Below are 12,519 nucleotides of genomic sequence, written 5' to 3'. Positions count from 1 at the left end.
TAGGCCACCAGCCCCGCCGGCCGACGGCCCTGACTGGTGATCAGTCCTCCCGCAGCATTGCCCGGCCCGTGTCGGGCGGCCCCGCCGTGGCCAGGGCGGTGAACGCCGGCGGGGCCGCGTCCGCGGGCCCGCCCGGCCGGCCCCGACGCCTTGATGGCCGGGCGGGCGACCGGGGGCCTACGGGCTCCGCTCCCCCTTTCGGGTCAGGCGGGAGGGTACGGCCCCGGACGTCCCTACGGTGAAGCGGAGACTGTTGCCGCGGGTGTCCTCATGGATGCCGCTGACCGGGGCTTTCTCTGCGGGATGACGCGCGCGGGGCGTCGCGTCCATCCTGACCTCCTCGCCGACCGAAGCATTGAGAGGGCGGTACGCGACTTGATGTCCGGTTCGTTATGGCCTGAAGGTGTGACTGTGGGGACTCCGGGCCGGTCATCGGGTTCGGCCGTGCTGGAGTGGCGGGGTGAGTGAGCGCAAGTCCTACAAGAATGACTTATCCGATGAGCGGTGGGCGCTGATCGAGCCGGTGAGAAACAGCGGCCCCTGCGCGCCCGTGACCTGTGCGAAGCCCTCGACCTCGGGCTGCTGCCGAAGAATATCGAAGGCGTCCGCTCCAGGCTCAAGCGTCTCGTCGCCCGTGGCATCCTCACCGAGACCGAGCCCGGATTGTTCACCCAGAACCGGCCGTAGGACATCCAGCGCCTCCGCGACCAGCACACCTCACCCAACGCAACTCACGACGGCCTTCGGGTCGCGTACCACCCTCTGAGACTCAGATGGCGGTGGAGAGTGCGACGTGGCGCCATTGGTCGAGTTCACGTCGCACCAGATCCAGCTTTGCCTCGACGCGCTCGACCGCGTCCGCGCCCAACTGCAGGCGCAGCGGCGGCTTGGCAACCTCGGTGACGTCGACGATGGCTTTGGCTCCCTTCGCCGGATCGCCCGGCTGGCGGCCGTCGTTTTTGGCCAGTGCCTCGCGCACCGGTCCCGCGCCGGCGGCGTAGTCGACGATGGCGGCTGGTTCGACCTGGATGCTGGAGCTGTTGAGGAAGTCGGTGCGAAAGCCGCCCGGCTCTATGATCGTGACGCGGACGCCAAGCGGGGCCAGCTCGCCGTGCAGTGCCTCGGAGATGCCCTCGAGGGCGAATTTCGACGCGCCGTACAGGCCCGCCGCCGGAGCGGTGGCGAAGCCGCCCACGGAACCGATGTTCACGACATGTCCGGATCGCTGAGCACGCAACGTCGGTAGGGTCGCCCGCAACGTGTTGAGCACGCCGAACACGTTGACGTCGAACAGATCCCGGGCAGCCTTGTCGGAGGTCTCCTCGATCGCGCCCACGAGGCCGTAACCGGCGTTGTTGGCCACGATGTCGATCCGACCGAACTCCGCCAGGCCAGCCTCCACCGCGGCCGTCAACTGCTCCGGTTCGGTCACGTCCGCGTTCATCGCCAGCAGTCCGTCCGGCTTTTCCGGGTGCGCCTCGAGCACCGCCGACACGTCCCTCGCCGTAGCGATCACGCTATGCCCTCGGTCCAGCGCCTCACGGGTGATCTCCGCGCCGAGCCCGCGCGATGCACCGGTAACAAACCAAACGCTCATGTTCTCCCCTATTCCAATGGCCCGATTGGCCGACAACTCGACGCTAGAAGCTAGAGTCGGGTCTAGATCAAGAGCTGCGTGACGGGAGTCACTCATGGACCTGAGCATCGGCGAGGTGGCAGAGCGCAGTGGGCTGAGCGTTCACGCGCTGCGGTTCTACGAGCGGGAGGGCCTGTTCGCCAACCCGGTGCGCCGCCTGTCCAACGGCCGTCGGATCTATCACGAGGAAGATCTGGAGTGGCTGGAGATCTGCACGAAGTTGCGCTCCTCCGGCATGTCACTGGCCACGATCCGGCAATACATCGAGCTGGTCGGTCAGGGCCCGGGCAACGAACATGAGCGGCTGGAATTGCTACGCCGGCACGAAACCCACGTGGAGGCGCAGATCCGGGAGCTGCAAGAGACCCTGGACGTGATGCGGCACAAGGTGAGGATCTACGAGGACCATGTCGTCCGCGGCGAGGCCGACCGGCTCTGGAATCCGTCCCACCCGGATGCGGCAGCCCAGGCCAGCACTCACCAGGAGTGCCATCCGTCAGAGGGCGGGACGTGAGTTGATGTCGCTCACCCCGCTACTCCAGCACGGCCGAACCCGTTGACCGGCCCGGTTCCCCACGGCCACACGTTCAGGCGACCACGAACCGGACATCAAGTCGCGTACCGCCCTCGAGCGCCCGGCACTTCGGCCTGCGTGAGGCAGTCCGCCAAGGGGCGGGAAGGGCGGCTCTGCGAGGTCGCCTTACCTCACGGCGGCCGCCGAAACCCAGCGACCGAAACTCTTCCGACGAGGGCGGGCGCTTCCGGCCGAGGGCTTGCGGAGCAGGTCGAAGCACTTCGGCCGCGCGGCGCCATGGCACTCCGTCGCCTGATCAACGTTGGTCCGTGCATTCGAGTGGCGGGGCCCGTCCTGGATCCGGTTAGTCCGCAGGTGGTTCGGCACGTCGGTCGGCCGGCCTGCGGCGACGAGGCGGACGTGGCCGGCCGCGATCCCGGGGCGTTCACGTCCGGCGCCGGGCGACGTCGCAGCAGCGGAAGGCCAAGACCAGATGCAGCGGTCGGCGCAGTCGTAGGAGCCGTCCGTCTGGCGCGCGATGGAATTGTGATTCCAGCACTTCAGCATCGGTGCAAGCGTGTAAGCCCGATAGCAGGCCGCGAAGAGCAGTGGACAGCACACGACGCCGACGAATGGCCGCACGCGCCGAGGCGTCCGCAGAATGGCTGCCAGCGTTCCGAGGAGCGCAGCAACGCTGAGGGCCGGCGGAAACAGCGTGGCGTAGACTCGCAAACCGATATCGGTTTCGTCACAGCGGGGCCTGCGCGGAGGTGGATGATGCGGGAGTTCCAGCGGGCGGCGGTGCGGCTGCACATCCTGCATCACGCTGCCGAAGCGGAGATCCACGGGGCCTGGATGACCGAGGAATTGGCCCGGCACGGTTACCGGATCAGCCCCGGCACGCTCTACCCCACGCTGCACCGGTTGGAGGCCGACGGCCTGCTGGTCTCGGAGCAGCGGGTGGTGAACGGCCGCACCCGGCGCGTCTACAAGGCCACCGAGGCCGGGAGGAAGGCGCTCGCCGAGGACCGCAGGGCGCTCAAAGAGCTGGCCGACGAAGTCCTCGGCGGCGACGCCTCGTAGTCCGCTTGGGCGGGTATGTGGCCTGCCGCCGGAGGAGTGTACGACGGATGCCGTAGGCGGCCGCGCCGGCGGCCAGCACCGCGGCGCCGGAGACGACCGAGGACAGCGGCAGGGCGAAGGCGAGCGCCAGACAGCCGGCGGCGCCCACGACCGGAATGGCCCGTGCCGGTCGCCCCTCCTGCGGGGTGAGCGTCCAGGCGGAGGCGTTGGCGATGGCGTAGTAGGCGAGCACGCCGAAGGACGAGAACCCGATCGCGCCGCGCACATCCGCTACGGCAGCCAGCACCGCGACGACCGCGCCGACCACGAGTTCGGCCCGGTGCGGGACCTTGAACCGCGGATGCACGGTCGACAGGGCGTGCGGCAGGTGCCGGTCGCGGGCCATCGCCAAGGTGGTCCGTGAGACGCCGAGGATCAGCGCGAGCAGCGAGCCCAGGGCGGCCACGGCCGCGCCGACGCGGACCACGGGCGCCAGCCAGTCGGCGCCGGCGGCCCGGACCGCGTCCGACAGCGGCGCGGCCGCGGCACCGAGGTGGTCGGGGCCGAGCACCGTGAGCACGGAGACGGCCACCAGCGCGTAGACGGCCAGGGTGATGCCGAGCGCGATGGGGATGGCGCGGGGGATGGTGCGTGCCGGATCACGCACCTCCTCGCCGAGGGTCGCGATGCGGGCGTAACCGGCGAAAGCGAAGAACAGCAGGCCGGCGGCCTGCAGCACCCCACCGGCCGAGGCGTCCGCGCCGACGTCCAGCCGGGCCGCATCGGCGGCGTCCGAGGTCAGCGAGGCGACCACGACGGCGGCGAGCACGGCCAGCACGATCGCGACGATCACGCGGGTCAGCCATGCCGACTTCTGCACACCGACGTAGTTGACGGCGGTCAGCGCCACCACGGCCCCCACCGCCACGGCGTGTGCCTGCCCCGGCCACACGTAGGCACCGACGGTCAGCGCCATCGCCGCGCACGAGGCGGTCTTGCCGACCACGAACGCCCAGCCGGCGAGGTACCCCCAGAACGCGCCCAGCCGCTCGCGGCCGTAGACATATGTGCCTCCCGAAGCCGGATACCGGGCGGCCAGGCGCGCCGAGGACGTGGCGTTGCAGTAGGCCACCACCGCGGCCACCGCCAGACCCACCAGCAGCCCGGAGCCCGCCGCGTGTGCGGCTGGGGCGAGCGCCGCGAAGATTCCCGCGCCGATCATGGAACCCAGGCCGATCACCACGGCGTCCACCACGCCCAGCCGACGCTCCAGCTGATCGGGAACGCCGGCTGCCGCCGATCCCTTGCTCATGGCCTGCTCCCTTGTGACGGCATCTCCAGACCTGACGGGGCCCGATATCGAATGACGATATATGACCTCGCGGCTCAGCCGCTGGCGCCGTCGGCCTGTGGGGCGGCCTCAGGGTGACCGGGTGAGGGAAACGCAGGGAGAACGGCAGATGGACGCGGGGGTGTGGTCAGCTGCGCTGCCCGCGGTATCCGGCCTCAGCCATGGGGAGCGAGAACCTGGCGCAGTGGCGGTTCCCGCACGTTTGCGACGGGCCAGGCGGGCTAGCCGCCCAGTGTCGGGACCGTTGACGCGGCGGTCGCACGCCCCCGCCGGTCCCGGCAGGGAAAGGAGCCGACCGATGACCACAGTCAAGGACATGCTGGCGACCTATCCGGCCGACCTCGGCAGCGTCGACCGGGAAAAGCTCAGCCACTGCATCGAGGAGTGCATCGCCTGCGCGCAGGCCTGTACCGCCTGTGCGGACGCCTGCCTCTCCGAGGGCATGGTGGGCGACCTCGCGAAGTGCATACGCACCGACATGGACTGCGCGGACATCTGCACCGCCACGGCGTCCGTCCTGTCCCGCCACACCGGGTACGACGCCAACGTCACCCGCGCGATCCTCCAGGCGTGCGCGACCGCGTGCAAAGCCTGCGCCGACGAGTGCGGCCGCCATACCGGGATGGAACACTGCCGCATCTGCTCGGAAGCCTGCCGCTCCTGCGAGCGGGCCTGCAACGACCTGCTCCAGGCCCTCGGCTGACCTCGTCCGCTGCGCTGATCGGTGCGGGTGAAGTCGGAGCCGGCCGGAACACTGCGGCCGTGACCAACGAGACAACCGTCGACCCTGCTGACGTTCCCGCCGGCTCCCTGCCGCCTCCGGCGCGGGCCGTGATCGCCGACACCGCCTGGGAGCAACTGCCGCACGTCTCCGTCGACGTGATCCTGTCCTTCTACGGCCTCGCCTTCGTACGGCTCGGCTGCGGGCCTGAACGCTGGTCGGCGGGGCCCCCGGGGCCCGTACGGCCGTCCACCGTCCGGGCCGGCCGGACGCGGCCGAAGCCTTCGCGCCGGTGACATCCGCCGCAGACGACCGTTCCTCGGGGGGACCGAAGCCCGTCGACGTGAATCCCGAGAAGATCTTGGGCGGTGATGTCGAGAACCCGTGGACGGCTCCGTCCCCGTGGTGAAGGCGACCACAATGGGTCGCACCGGCACCAAGGAGAACCACCATGGCCAAGTACCTGCTCCTCAAGCACTACCGCGGCGCACCGGCGGCGGTGAACGACGTGCCGATGGACCAGTGGACGCCCCAGGAGATCTCCGACCACATCCAGTACATGCAGGACTTCGCCGCCCGCCTGGAGAAGACCGGCGAGTTCGTCGACGGCCAGGCCCTCGCCCCCGAGGGAGCCTGGGTCCGCTACGACGGCGAAGGCCGCCCCCCGGTCACCGACGGCCCCTTCGCCGAGACCAAGGACCTCATCGCCGGCTGGATGATCATCGACGTCGACACCCACCAGCGCGCCGTCGACCTCGCCGCAGAACTCTCCGCCGCCCCCGGCGCCGGCGGCCGGCCCATCCACGAATGGCTCGAGGTCCGCCCCTTCCTCACCGGCCCGCCCACCATCACCGAATGACCACTCCCATGAACGAGGCACAGCTCCGCGGCCTCACGCCCGGGGTCCTCGCCGTCCTCGTCCGCCGCGGAGCCGACTTCGCGGCGGCCGAGGACGCGGTGCAGGACGCCTTGATCGAGGCGGTCCGTGTCTGGCCGGCCGACCCGCCGCGGGACCCGAAGGGCTGGCTGGTCACCGTGGCCTGGCGCCGGTTCCTGGACGCGACGCGGTCGGAGACCGCCCGCCGCCGGCGTGAGGACCTCCTCGACCGGGAGCCGGCTCCCGGGCCCACGCCAGCGGCTGACGACACGCTCCAGTTGTACTTCCTGTGCGCCCACCCGTCGCTGACGCCGTCGTCCGCGGTCGCGCTCACGCTGCGCGCCGTGGGTGGGCTGACCACCCGCCAGATCGCCCAGGCCTACCTTGTGCCCGAGGCGACGATGGCGCAGCGCATCAGCCGCGCCAAGCGCACCGTCTCCGGTGTGCGGTTCGACCAGCCCGGCGATGTCGCCACCGTGCTGCGGGTCCTCTACCTGGTCTTCAACGAGGGTTACTCCGGTGACGTCGACCTCGCCGCAGAGGCCATCCGCCTCACGCGCCAACTCGCAGCTGCGATCGACCATCCCGAGGTGGCGGGGCTGCTCGCCCTCATGCTGCTCCACCACGCCCGGCGAGCCGCCCGGACCGCGCCCGACGGGAGCCTGGTGCCGCTCTCCGAGCAGGACCGCCGCCGGTGGGACACCAAGGCGATCGCCGAGGGCGTCGAGATCCTGCAGGCGGCCCTGGCCCGCGACCGGCTGGGCGAGTTCCAGGCCCAGGCCGCCGTCGCGGCGCTGCACGCCGACGCGCCCACCGCCGGGGAGACCGACTGGGTGCAGATCGTCGAGTGGTACGACGAACTGGCGGGCCTGACGGACAGCCCCGTCGTCCGGCTCAACCGCGCGGTGGCCGTCGGCGAGGCGGACGGGCCGCGGGCCGGCCTGGCGGCGCTCGCGGCGCTCGCGGCGCTGGACGACTCGCTGCCCCGGTACGCGGCGGTGGCGGCGTACCTGCACGAGCGCGACGGGGACCTGGCGACGGCGGCACGCCTGTACGCCGAGGCGGCCGGCAAGGCACCCAACCTCGCCGAACGCGACCACCTGACCCGCCAGGCCGCCCGCCTCAACTCCCGCCGGGGACGCTGACAGATCGGTACGGCCCTTTGACTGTGGCCGGGACCCCGTTGCCGGGCGCGCGCCCTGCGCGGGCGGCGCGGATGTTCGCGGGAAATGACACCGGTCGCGGAACCGGAGTGTTCGACTCGCCGGCATGGCGTCGACTCCCGGTGTGCCCCGGCCCGATCAGGCTGCCAAGCGGAAGCTGCTCGAACCGTTGGACGTCCAGGCGGGCCAGTCGGCGTCGGATGTGGGGCGCGGTCCCGGCACCGGTCTCCCGGCGCTGGCGGAACGTGTCGGGGTCGGTGGCACGGTGATCGGTGCCGACCGTGCCTCGGGCATGCTTGCGCGGGCTCGCGAACGCACGAAGGACCGCGCCAGGTGGACCTCCTACGCGTCGTTCACCCCGGTCAGCGTGATCTGCTGCCGCTGAGCACGGCGCGCCCGCTTCGCTCGACGGCCCGCGCCCCCTGATGACCGGTCTTCCACTGTGCCGGTGCGACGATCGAGCGCGCACCAGGCCACCGCGGAACGCCTGTGGCGGGAACATCTGCGTGCGTCAGAGGCGGCTCAGTCAGCATGCGACTCGGCCTTTCAACCGGCATCCTGTGGCTGTGGCTGCCGCGCGTTCCAGGCAAGGGGCGATGACGATGCAGATGTACTGGGAGATCGAGCCTGGCCCCTCTGCCAGCCAGGAGGTGGACGACATCGATGCGGCGATCCGGGCCCTGTACATGACCGCCGACCGGGCACGCAAGCGCGTGCCGGCGAGCGCCTCGGACCTAGCCGAGTCGGTTACCGCCATGGCTGCCCGCATGCTGACCGACGGCGCCAGGATGATGCACAACGGCCTGTCGTGGTCGGCCACCGAGGGGTCCGTCCGCGTCACGCTCACGCCATAGCGACACGGTGAGTCACCCTGGGCGGCCGAGAGGGCACCGAGGTCCTCAGGGCTTCCGGGCGGCTGCGCCTGGGCAGGAGCCGCCGCCCACGCAGAGCCGTCGACCTGCGGCATCTGCGGTGGCCACCTACGGTTCACAGCCGGTCAAGGACATCTCGTCCGCCGGCAGCAGGCTGACCGGTGTCCCGGAGTCGCACATCCTCGTGATCCCTGCGGTTTCGGCCTGCGCCAAGGGGCCTTGCGCGTCGCCGCCCGGGGCGGCTGGAGCGCGTCGCTGATCCGACACCGGAAAACCGTTTGCCTGACGGCCCGCTGGTCGCACATCATCCCAGGCATGGATCTGTGATCAGTGGCGCACGTACGGAATGAAGACGGGTTCGAGTCACTCCCCGTCCCCCTCCGGCGTGCCGTTCGAAGCCCGCACCTTGTGATCGGCGCGGGCTTCCTTCACGCGACGTGACACGCCACGTCGCGCCGGCCGGTGTGCCGCTCTGAGGCGCCCCGGCCGTACGCCACTGGATCCGGAGGGCGATTCACCGCGCCGCAATGCGATGCGCGATGCCTTCCCCGCAAGCCTGGAGTTCGCCGAAGCCATGACCCATTCTCGTCCTGCCCGTGTGCCCGTTGAAGGTGGCGGAACCGACGTCGACCGGAAGGCACTGTGGGTGATCAGGGAGCTCGGTCTGCCCGCCGTCGTCAAGGCCTGCGTGTCGTGCAGGTCCACGCGTCACCATCCCACCGGGAAGATCCGCGTGAACGCGAGCGGCAAGCTCCTCGACGTCTGGATACTGATCGGCTGCGAGCTGTGCGGCCGGACGTCGAAGATCCCCGTGCACGAGCGCGTCCACGTCCAGACGCTCGACAGCCGGCGGCTGCTGATGTTCGAGAACAATGACCCGGCCATGGTGCGACATCTGGCGATGGACGGGGCACTGGCCGGCAAGGCCTCGTACCGCCTCGACTGGCGCGGTACATGGGAGCTGCAGACCGACATGCCGTTCTATGAACTCGCGCATGAGGACCGCACATCGCTCGAGGTCGTCCTCAGGTTCGAACTCCCGGCGCCGATCAGGGTCGAGAAGCTCCTCATGACCGGGTTCGGCTTGAGCCGGTCCACTGTGCGGGACATGGTCGACTCCGGGCGCATCCGCCTGCCCATGGCCGTTGACGCGAAGGCACGCGAAGACTTCACCTTCTACGTCCTCGCCGACGGGTAGCCGCCGCCTGACCGGTGCCCGAATCGGGGTACGACGCGCGAAGCCCGTCGTCAGCGGTGGATCTCTGGCCGAGACTCACTGCTGCCGGGGGCTTCGCGCTCACGCACAGGCTCGAAGACGAATCACTTGGTGGCGTATACGGCCGTGTAGCCGCCGATGAGGGGGCGAGCGTTCGTCTTGGAGAAGCCGGCCGCCCTCAGCCACTGAGTCACGTCCGCGACGGTGTACTCGGAGCCGGCTTCCGTGTCGATGAGCATGTTCAGCGAGACCATGAAGCCGTAGGTGTTGTGGCGTCGGTCGTCGTCGATCATGGCGTCGTAGACGATCAGCGTGCCGCCCTCGGGCAGGGCGTCGTAGGCCTTGCGGAGCAGGAACTGCCGCTGCTCGGGGTTCCAGTCGTGGAGGATCTGCCCCATGACGTAGACGTCGGCCGGAGGAAGCGGGTCGGAGAAGAAGTCGCCGCCGTGGAAGGAGAGGCGGTCGGACAGGCCGTGAGCGGCGGCGAAGTCCTCGAATACCGGGCGCACCGGCGGCAGTTCGAAGACGGCGCCGGTCATCTCGGGGTGGGATCGCAGCACTGCGGCGGGCACGGCGCCGAGCGCGCCGCCGAGGTCGACGACGTGCCGGCGGCCGGTCCAGTCGAAGTCGGCCGCGAGTGCGCCGGCGAGGGGTGTGCTGACACCGTTCATGCCGTTCAGGAAGTTCCGCCACGCGACGGGGTCTTGGCTCAGCGTCGCGAAGAAGGGCGCCCCGGTGTGCGTGACCTCGTTCTGCTGGATGCCGGTTCTCAGGGCGTCGGTGAGGTTGTCCCAGAAGCCGAAGAGACGGGCGTTGGCCATCTCCAGGATTCCGCCGACGTAGGAGGGCTTGGCCTGGTCCAGGAACACGTCGGCCGCGGGGCTGTTGTGGTAGACGCCGTCATCGTCTCGGTTCAGCAGGCCCAGCGACACGAGGCCGTCCAGGAAATCCGCGGCGGACCGCGGATGGAGCCCCACTTCGCCGGCGAGGGACGCACGATCCCGGCCGCCGTGCGCCAGGACGGTGAAGATCTGCAACTCCACCGCGCTCAGCAGGGTCTTCGATGCCATGAATCCCAGGCCCAGCTGCAGGATCGGCTCGGGGGTGATCGGTTCGTCGACGGTCACACGTGTCTCCACTCGCTCAACAACGGATTCTCGGGTTGGTCATGTGTCCCGGCCTCGCTTCGCCGGCAACTGTCGCCCCTCGCGGGGCGGGCGGGGGGCGGGACGGGAGGAGGGCGATGCCGGCCCGGGTGGTCAGAGGGTCTTGATCTGACCGCCGTCGATGACCACCTCGGCCCCGTTGATGTTGCCCGCCACCGGCGAGGCCAGGAAGAGCGTGAGGTCGGCGACCTCCTGCGGCTCGGTGATACGGCCCGAGGTGATGCCCATGCTCTGGGGCACCACGACGTCCAGGGCCTCCTGCGCGGTGGTGCCGGCGGCAGCGGCGGTGGCGTCCGCGAAGGCACCCGGAGCCGTCCAGAAAGGAGTGCGGACCGGGCCGGGAGAGATCGCGTTGACGCGCACGCCCTTCGGCGCGAACTCCTCGGACAGCGACTTGCTCAGGTTCGTCAGCGCGGCCTTGGCCGCCGAGTAGTCGACGACCATCGGGAAGGGCGTCCGGGCGTTGATGGAGCTGATGTTGACGATCGCCGCTCCCTCGGCCTCGACCAGGTACGGAAGTGCGGCGCGGCTGGCGCGGACGGCGCTGAAGAACGTCAGGTCGAAGATCCGCTGCCAGTCGGCGTCGTCGACCTCGAGGAACCCGTTGCGGGGTTCGGCGGCGCCCACGTTGTTGACGAGGATGTCGATCCGGTTGTGGCGCTCCGCGGCCTGGCGGACCAGGGTGGCCGCCCCCTGCGGGGTCCCGAGGTCGACGGGCACGACCGTGACGTCGTACGCCTCGGCCAGCGCGTCGAGTTCGGGCGTGGAGTTGCGGCTGCCGGCGACGACGCGGACGCCTTCGCGGGCCATCGCCTCGACGACGGCCAGACCGATGCCCTTGCTGGCGCCGGTGACGACAGCGACCTTGTCCTTGAGGTGCAGTTCCATGTGAATCCTTTGTGGAGTGATCAATACAGAATTACGGTGAGCAGAGACCCGGCTCGCATGACGCGAGTCGGAGCCCGTCTACGGTCAGTCCAGGGCGCGCATCGCCACGGCGAGGGCGTCCTCGGCGAAGGCCCGCCCCAGACGAGCCCGGCCGACGATACGGAGACCCTGGACGAATGTGGTCAGGAAGCGGGCCAGCTCGACCGGGGCCTTGTCCGCGGACAACTCACCCCGCGACTTCGCGCGCTCCAGGGCCGCCGCGAGCGACGACTCGACGTGCCGCATCGACGCGAGAGTTCGGCCGCCGGGAGCCCGGTCCCGCCTTCAGTGGCCGTGTTGACCACGAGGCAGCCCCGGGAGGGGTCCGCCAGATCCGCCTCGATCATGGCGACGAGGACCTGTCGCACCGCGGGCCGGATCTCGGTCGCGCGCTCGAGGATCTCCACGAGGTCGTCCGCCTGGAGAGCGGAGTAGCGGTCCAGGGCCCGGAGGTAAAGCCGCCCCTTCGAGCCGAAGGCGGCGTAGAAGCTGCCGCTTCCGATCGACAGTTCGTCGAGCAGGTCCTGCAGGGAGGTCTCCGCGTAGCCGCGACGCCAGAACAGGTCCATCGCGCGGCCGACCGCTCGGTCGACGTCGAACTCCCTCATCCGTCCCATGCCAAAAGCGTAGCACGATTCTGGATTGACCAATAAAGTAAACGTGACGCAGGCACCTATAGCGCCCTGACCTGCAGCGATCTAGGGGTACGCACACGGAATGACCGGGGTCAGCGGGATGCCGGCCAGGTCGCGACCTCGTCCGGGCGCCCGAAGCGGAGGGTGTCGGGAGGCGCGAAGCGAGGATCTTCGGCACGGCGCTCGATCTCCAGGCGACGGCCCGCGTGCCGGGAGCAGGCCGACCAGGCCGGCAGCAGATCACGAACCTCCTGACGGCCCAGGGAGTCGACGACCCGGCCCAGTCGGGGCCGGTGAAGTACAGCCCGTCCATCTCGTGGTACGGCAGGCCGAGTCGACCGCTCAACACACGGGCGAGCGTGGACTTGCCCGCGCCCGT

17 protein-coding genes are annotated in these 12,519 nt (G+C 70.1%); 9 read left to right on the top strand and 8 right to left on the bottom strand.

Translation table 11 applies throughout. The features are described from left to right. Positions 1 to 477 precede the first annotated feature (477 nt). Positions 478 to 714: a hypothetical protein gene (locus ACRWNP_RS15500; RefSeq protein WP_431961785.1), complete on the bottom strand. Its 237-nt coding sequence runs from the start codon at positions 712 to 714 to the stop codon at positions 478 to 480. Positions 715 to 769: 55 nt separating this feature from the next. After that, a complete protein-coding gene (locus ACRWNP_RS15495; RefSeq protein WP_431961784.1) occupies positions 770 to 1,597 on the bottom strand; it encodes an oxidoreductase in 828 nt (275 codons plus the stop codon). A 94-nt stretch (positions 1,598 to 1,691) separates the two neighbouring features. Between ACRWNP_RS15495 and ACRWNP_RS15490 the strand changes: the two genes are divergently transcribed. Then, the gene (locus ACRWNP_RS15490) at positions 1,692 to 2,150 is read left to right on the top strand and encodes a MerR family transcriptional regulator (RefSeq protein ID WP_431961783.1); all 459 of its coding nucleotides are present in this window, start codon (positions 1,692 to 1,694) and stop codon (positions 2,148 to 2,150) included. 186 nt (positions 2,151 to 2,336) lie between these two features. Here the strand turns inward: ACRWNP_RS15490 and ACRWNP_RS15485 are convergent, their stop codons facing one another. Next, complete coding sequence (locus ACRWNP_RS15485) at positions 2,337 to 2,996, bottom strand: hypothetical protein (RefSeq protein WP_431961782.1); 660 nt, start codon at positions 2,994 to 2,996, stop codon at positions 2,337 to 2,339. Between the two features lie 9 nt (positions 2,997 to 3,005). On the opposite strand from ACRWNP_RS15485, the gene ACRWNP_RS15480 reads away from it, so the two are divergent. Beyond that, the gene (locus ACRWNP_RS15480; RefSeq protein WP_431961781.1) at positions 3,006 to 3,233 is read left to right on the top strand and encodes a PadR family transcriptional regulator; all 228 of its coding nucleotides are present in this window, start codon (positions 3,006 to 3,008) and stop codon (positions 3,231 to 3,233) included. Here ACRWNP_RS15480 and ACRWNP_RS15475 read toward each other — a convergent pair. After that, positions 3,190 to 4,524: an APC family permease gene (locus ACRWNP_RS15475; protein ID WP_431961780.1), complete on the bottom strand. Its 1,335-nt coding sequence runs from the start codon at positions 4,522 to 4,524 to the stop codon at positions 3,190 to 3,192. The two genes, ACRWNP_RS15480 and ACRWNP_RS15475, sit on opposite strands and share 44 nt — an antisense overlap. A gap of 337 nt (positions 4,525 to 4,861) precedes the next feature. Between ACRWNP_RS15475 and ACRWNP_RS15470 the strand changes: the two genes are divergently transcribed. The 7 genes from ACRWNP_RS15470 (at position 4,862) to ACRWNP_RS15440 (ending at position 9,394) form a co-directional block, all read left to right on the top strand. Further along, positions 4,862 to 5,266, top strand: coding sequence for a four-helix bundle copper-binding protein (locus ACRWNP_RS15470; protein WP_431961779.1), 405 nt, complete (start codon positions 4,862 to 4,864; stop codon positions 5,264 to 5,266). A 59-nt stretch (positions 5,267 to 5,325) separates the two neighbouring features. Then, on the top strand, positions 5,326 to 5,580 hold the full coding sequence (locus ACRWNP_RS15465; RefSeq protein ID WP_431961778.1) for a hypothetical protein: 255 nt from the start codon (positions 5,326 to 5,328) through the stop codon (positions 5,578 to 5,580). Positions 5,581 to 5,735: 155 nt separating this feature from the next. Continuing rightward, positions 5,736 to 6,143 (top strand): YciI family protein, encoded by a 408-nt coding sequence (locus tag ACRWNP_RS15460; protein WP_431961777.1) that lies wholly within the window; start codon positions 5,736 to 5,738, stop codon positions 6,141 to 6,143. 8 nt (positions 6,144 to 6,151) lie between these two features. Then, positions 6,152 to 7,306, top strand: a complete 1,155-nt coding sequence (locus tag ACRWNP_RS15455) for an RNA polymerase sigma factor (protein ID WP_431961797.1) — start codon at positions 6,152 to 6,154, stop codon at positions 7,304 to 7,306. A gap of 124 nt (positions 7,307 to 7,430) precedes the next feature. Next, on the top strand, positions 7,431 to 7,709 hold the full coding sequence (locus ACRWNP_RS15450; RefSeq protein WP_431961776.1) for a hypothetical protein: 279 nt from the start codon (positions 7,431 to 7,433) through the stop codon (positions 7,707 to 7,709). Between the two features lie 211 nt (positions 7,710 to 7,920). After that, complete coding sequence (locus ACRWNP_RS15445; protein ID WP_431961775.1) at positions 7,921 to 8,178, top strand: hypothetical protein; 258 nt, start codon at positions 7,921 to 7,923, stop codon at positions 8,176 to 8,178. A 550-nt stretch (positions 8,179 to 8,728) separates the two neighbouring features. Next, the gene (locus tag ACRWNP_RS15440; RefSeq protein WP_431961774.1) at positions 8,729 to 9,394 is read left to right on the top strand and encodes a DUF1062 domain-containing protein; all 666 of its coding nucleotides are present in this window, start codon (positions 8,729 to 8,731) and stop codon (positions 9,392 to 9,394) included. 122 nt (positions 9,395 to 9,516) lie between these two features. On the opposite strand, the gene ACRWNP_RS15435 is transcribed toward ACRWNP_RS15440, so the two are convergent. The 4 genes from ACRWNP_RS15435 to ACRWNP_RS15420 form a co-directional block, all read right to left on the bottom strand. Next, entirely contained in the window at positions 9,517 to 10,539 is a 1,023-nt protein-coding gene (locus ACRWNP_RS15435) for a methyltransferase (RefSeq protein ID WP_431961773.1), read from the bottom strand. Positions 10,540 to 10,671: 132 nt separating this feature from the next. After that, complete coding sequence (locus ACRWNP_RS15430) at positions 10,672 to 11,466, bottom strand: SDR family NAD(P)-dependent oxidoreductase (RefSeq protein WP_431961772.1); 795 nt, start codon at positions 11,464 to 11,466, stop codon at positions 10,672 to 10,674. Between the two features lie 84 nt (positions 11,467 to 11,550). Then, positions 11,551 to 11,691, bottom strand: coding sequence for a hypothetical protein (locus ACRWNP_RS15425; RefSeq protein WP_431961771.1), 141 nt, complete (start codon positions 11,689 to 11,691; stop codon positions 11,551 to 11,553). Further along, entirely contained in the window at positions 11,649 to 12,122 is a 474-nt protein-coding gene (locus tag ACRWNP_RS15420; RefSeq protein ID WP_431961770.1) for a TetR/AcrR family transcriptional regulator, read from the bottom strand. Before ACRWNP_RS15420 ends, ACRWNP_RS15425 begins: the two co-directional genes overlap by 43 nt. Positions 12,123 to 12,519: the final 397 nt, after the last annotated feature.

This window comes from Actinacidiphila sp. bgisy160 (assembly GCF_965342435.1).
GTDB lineage: Bacteria > Actinomycetota > Actinomycetes > Streptomycetales > Streptomycetaceae > Actinacidiphila.
The sequence above is the reverse complement of the archived record's forward strand: the minus strand, read 5'-3'. Positions and strand labels throughout refer to the sequence as shown.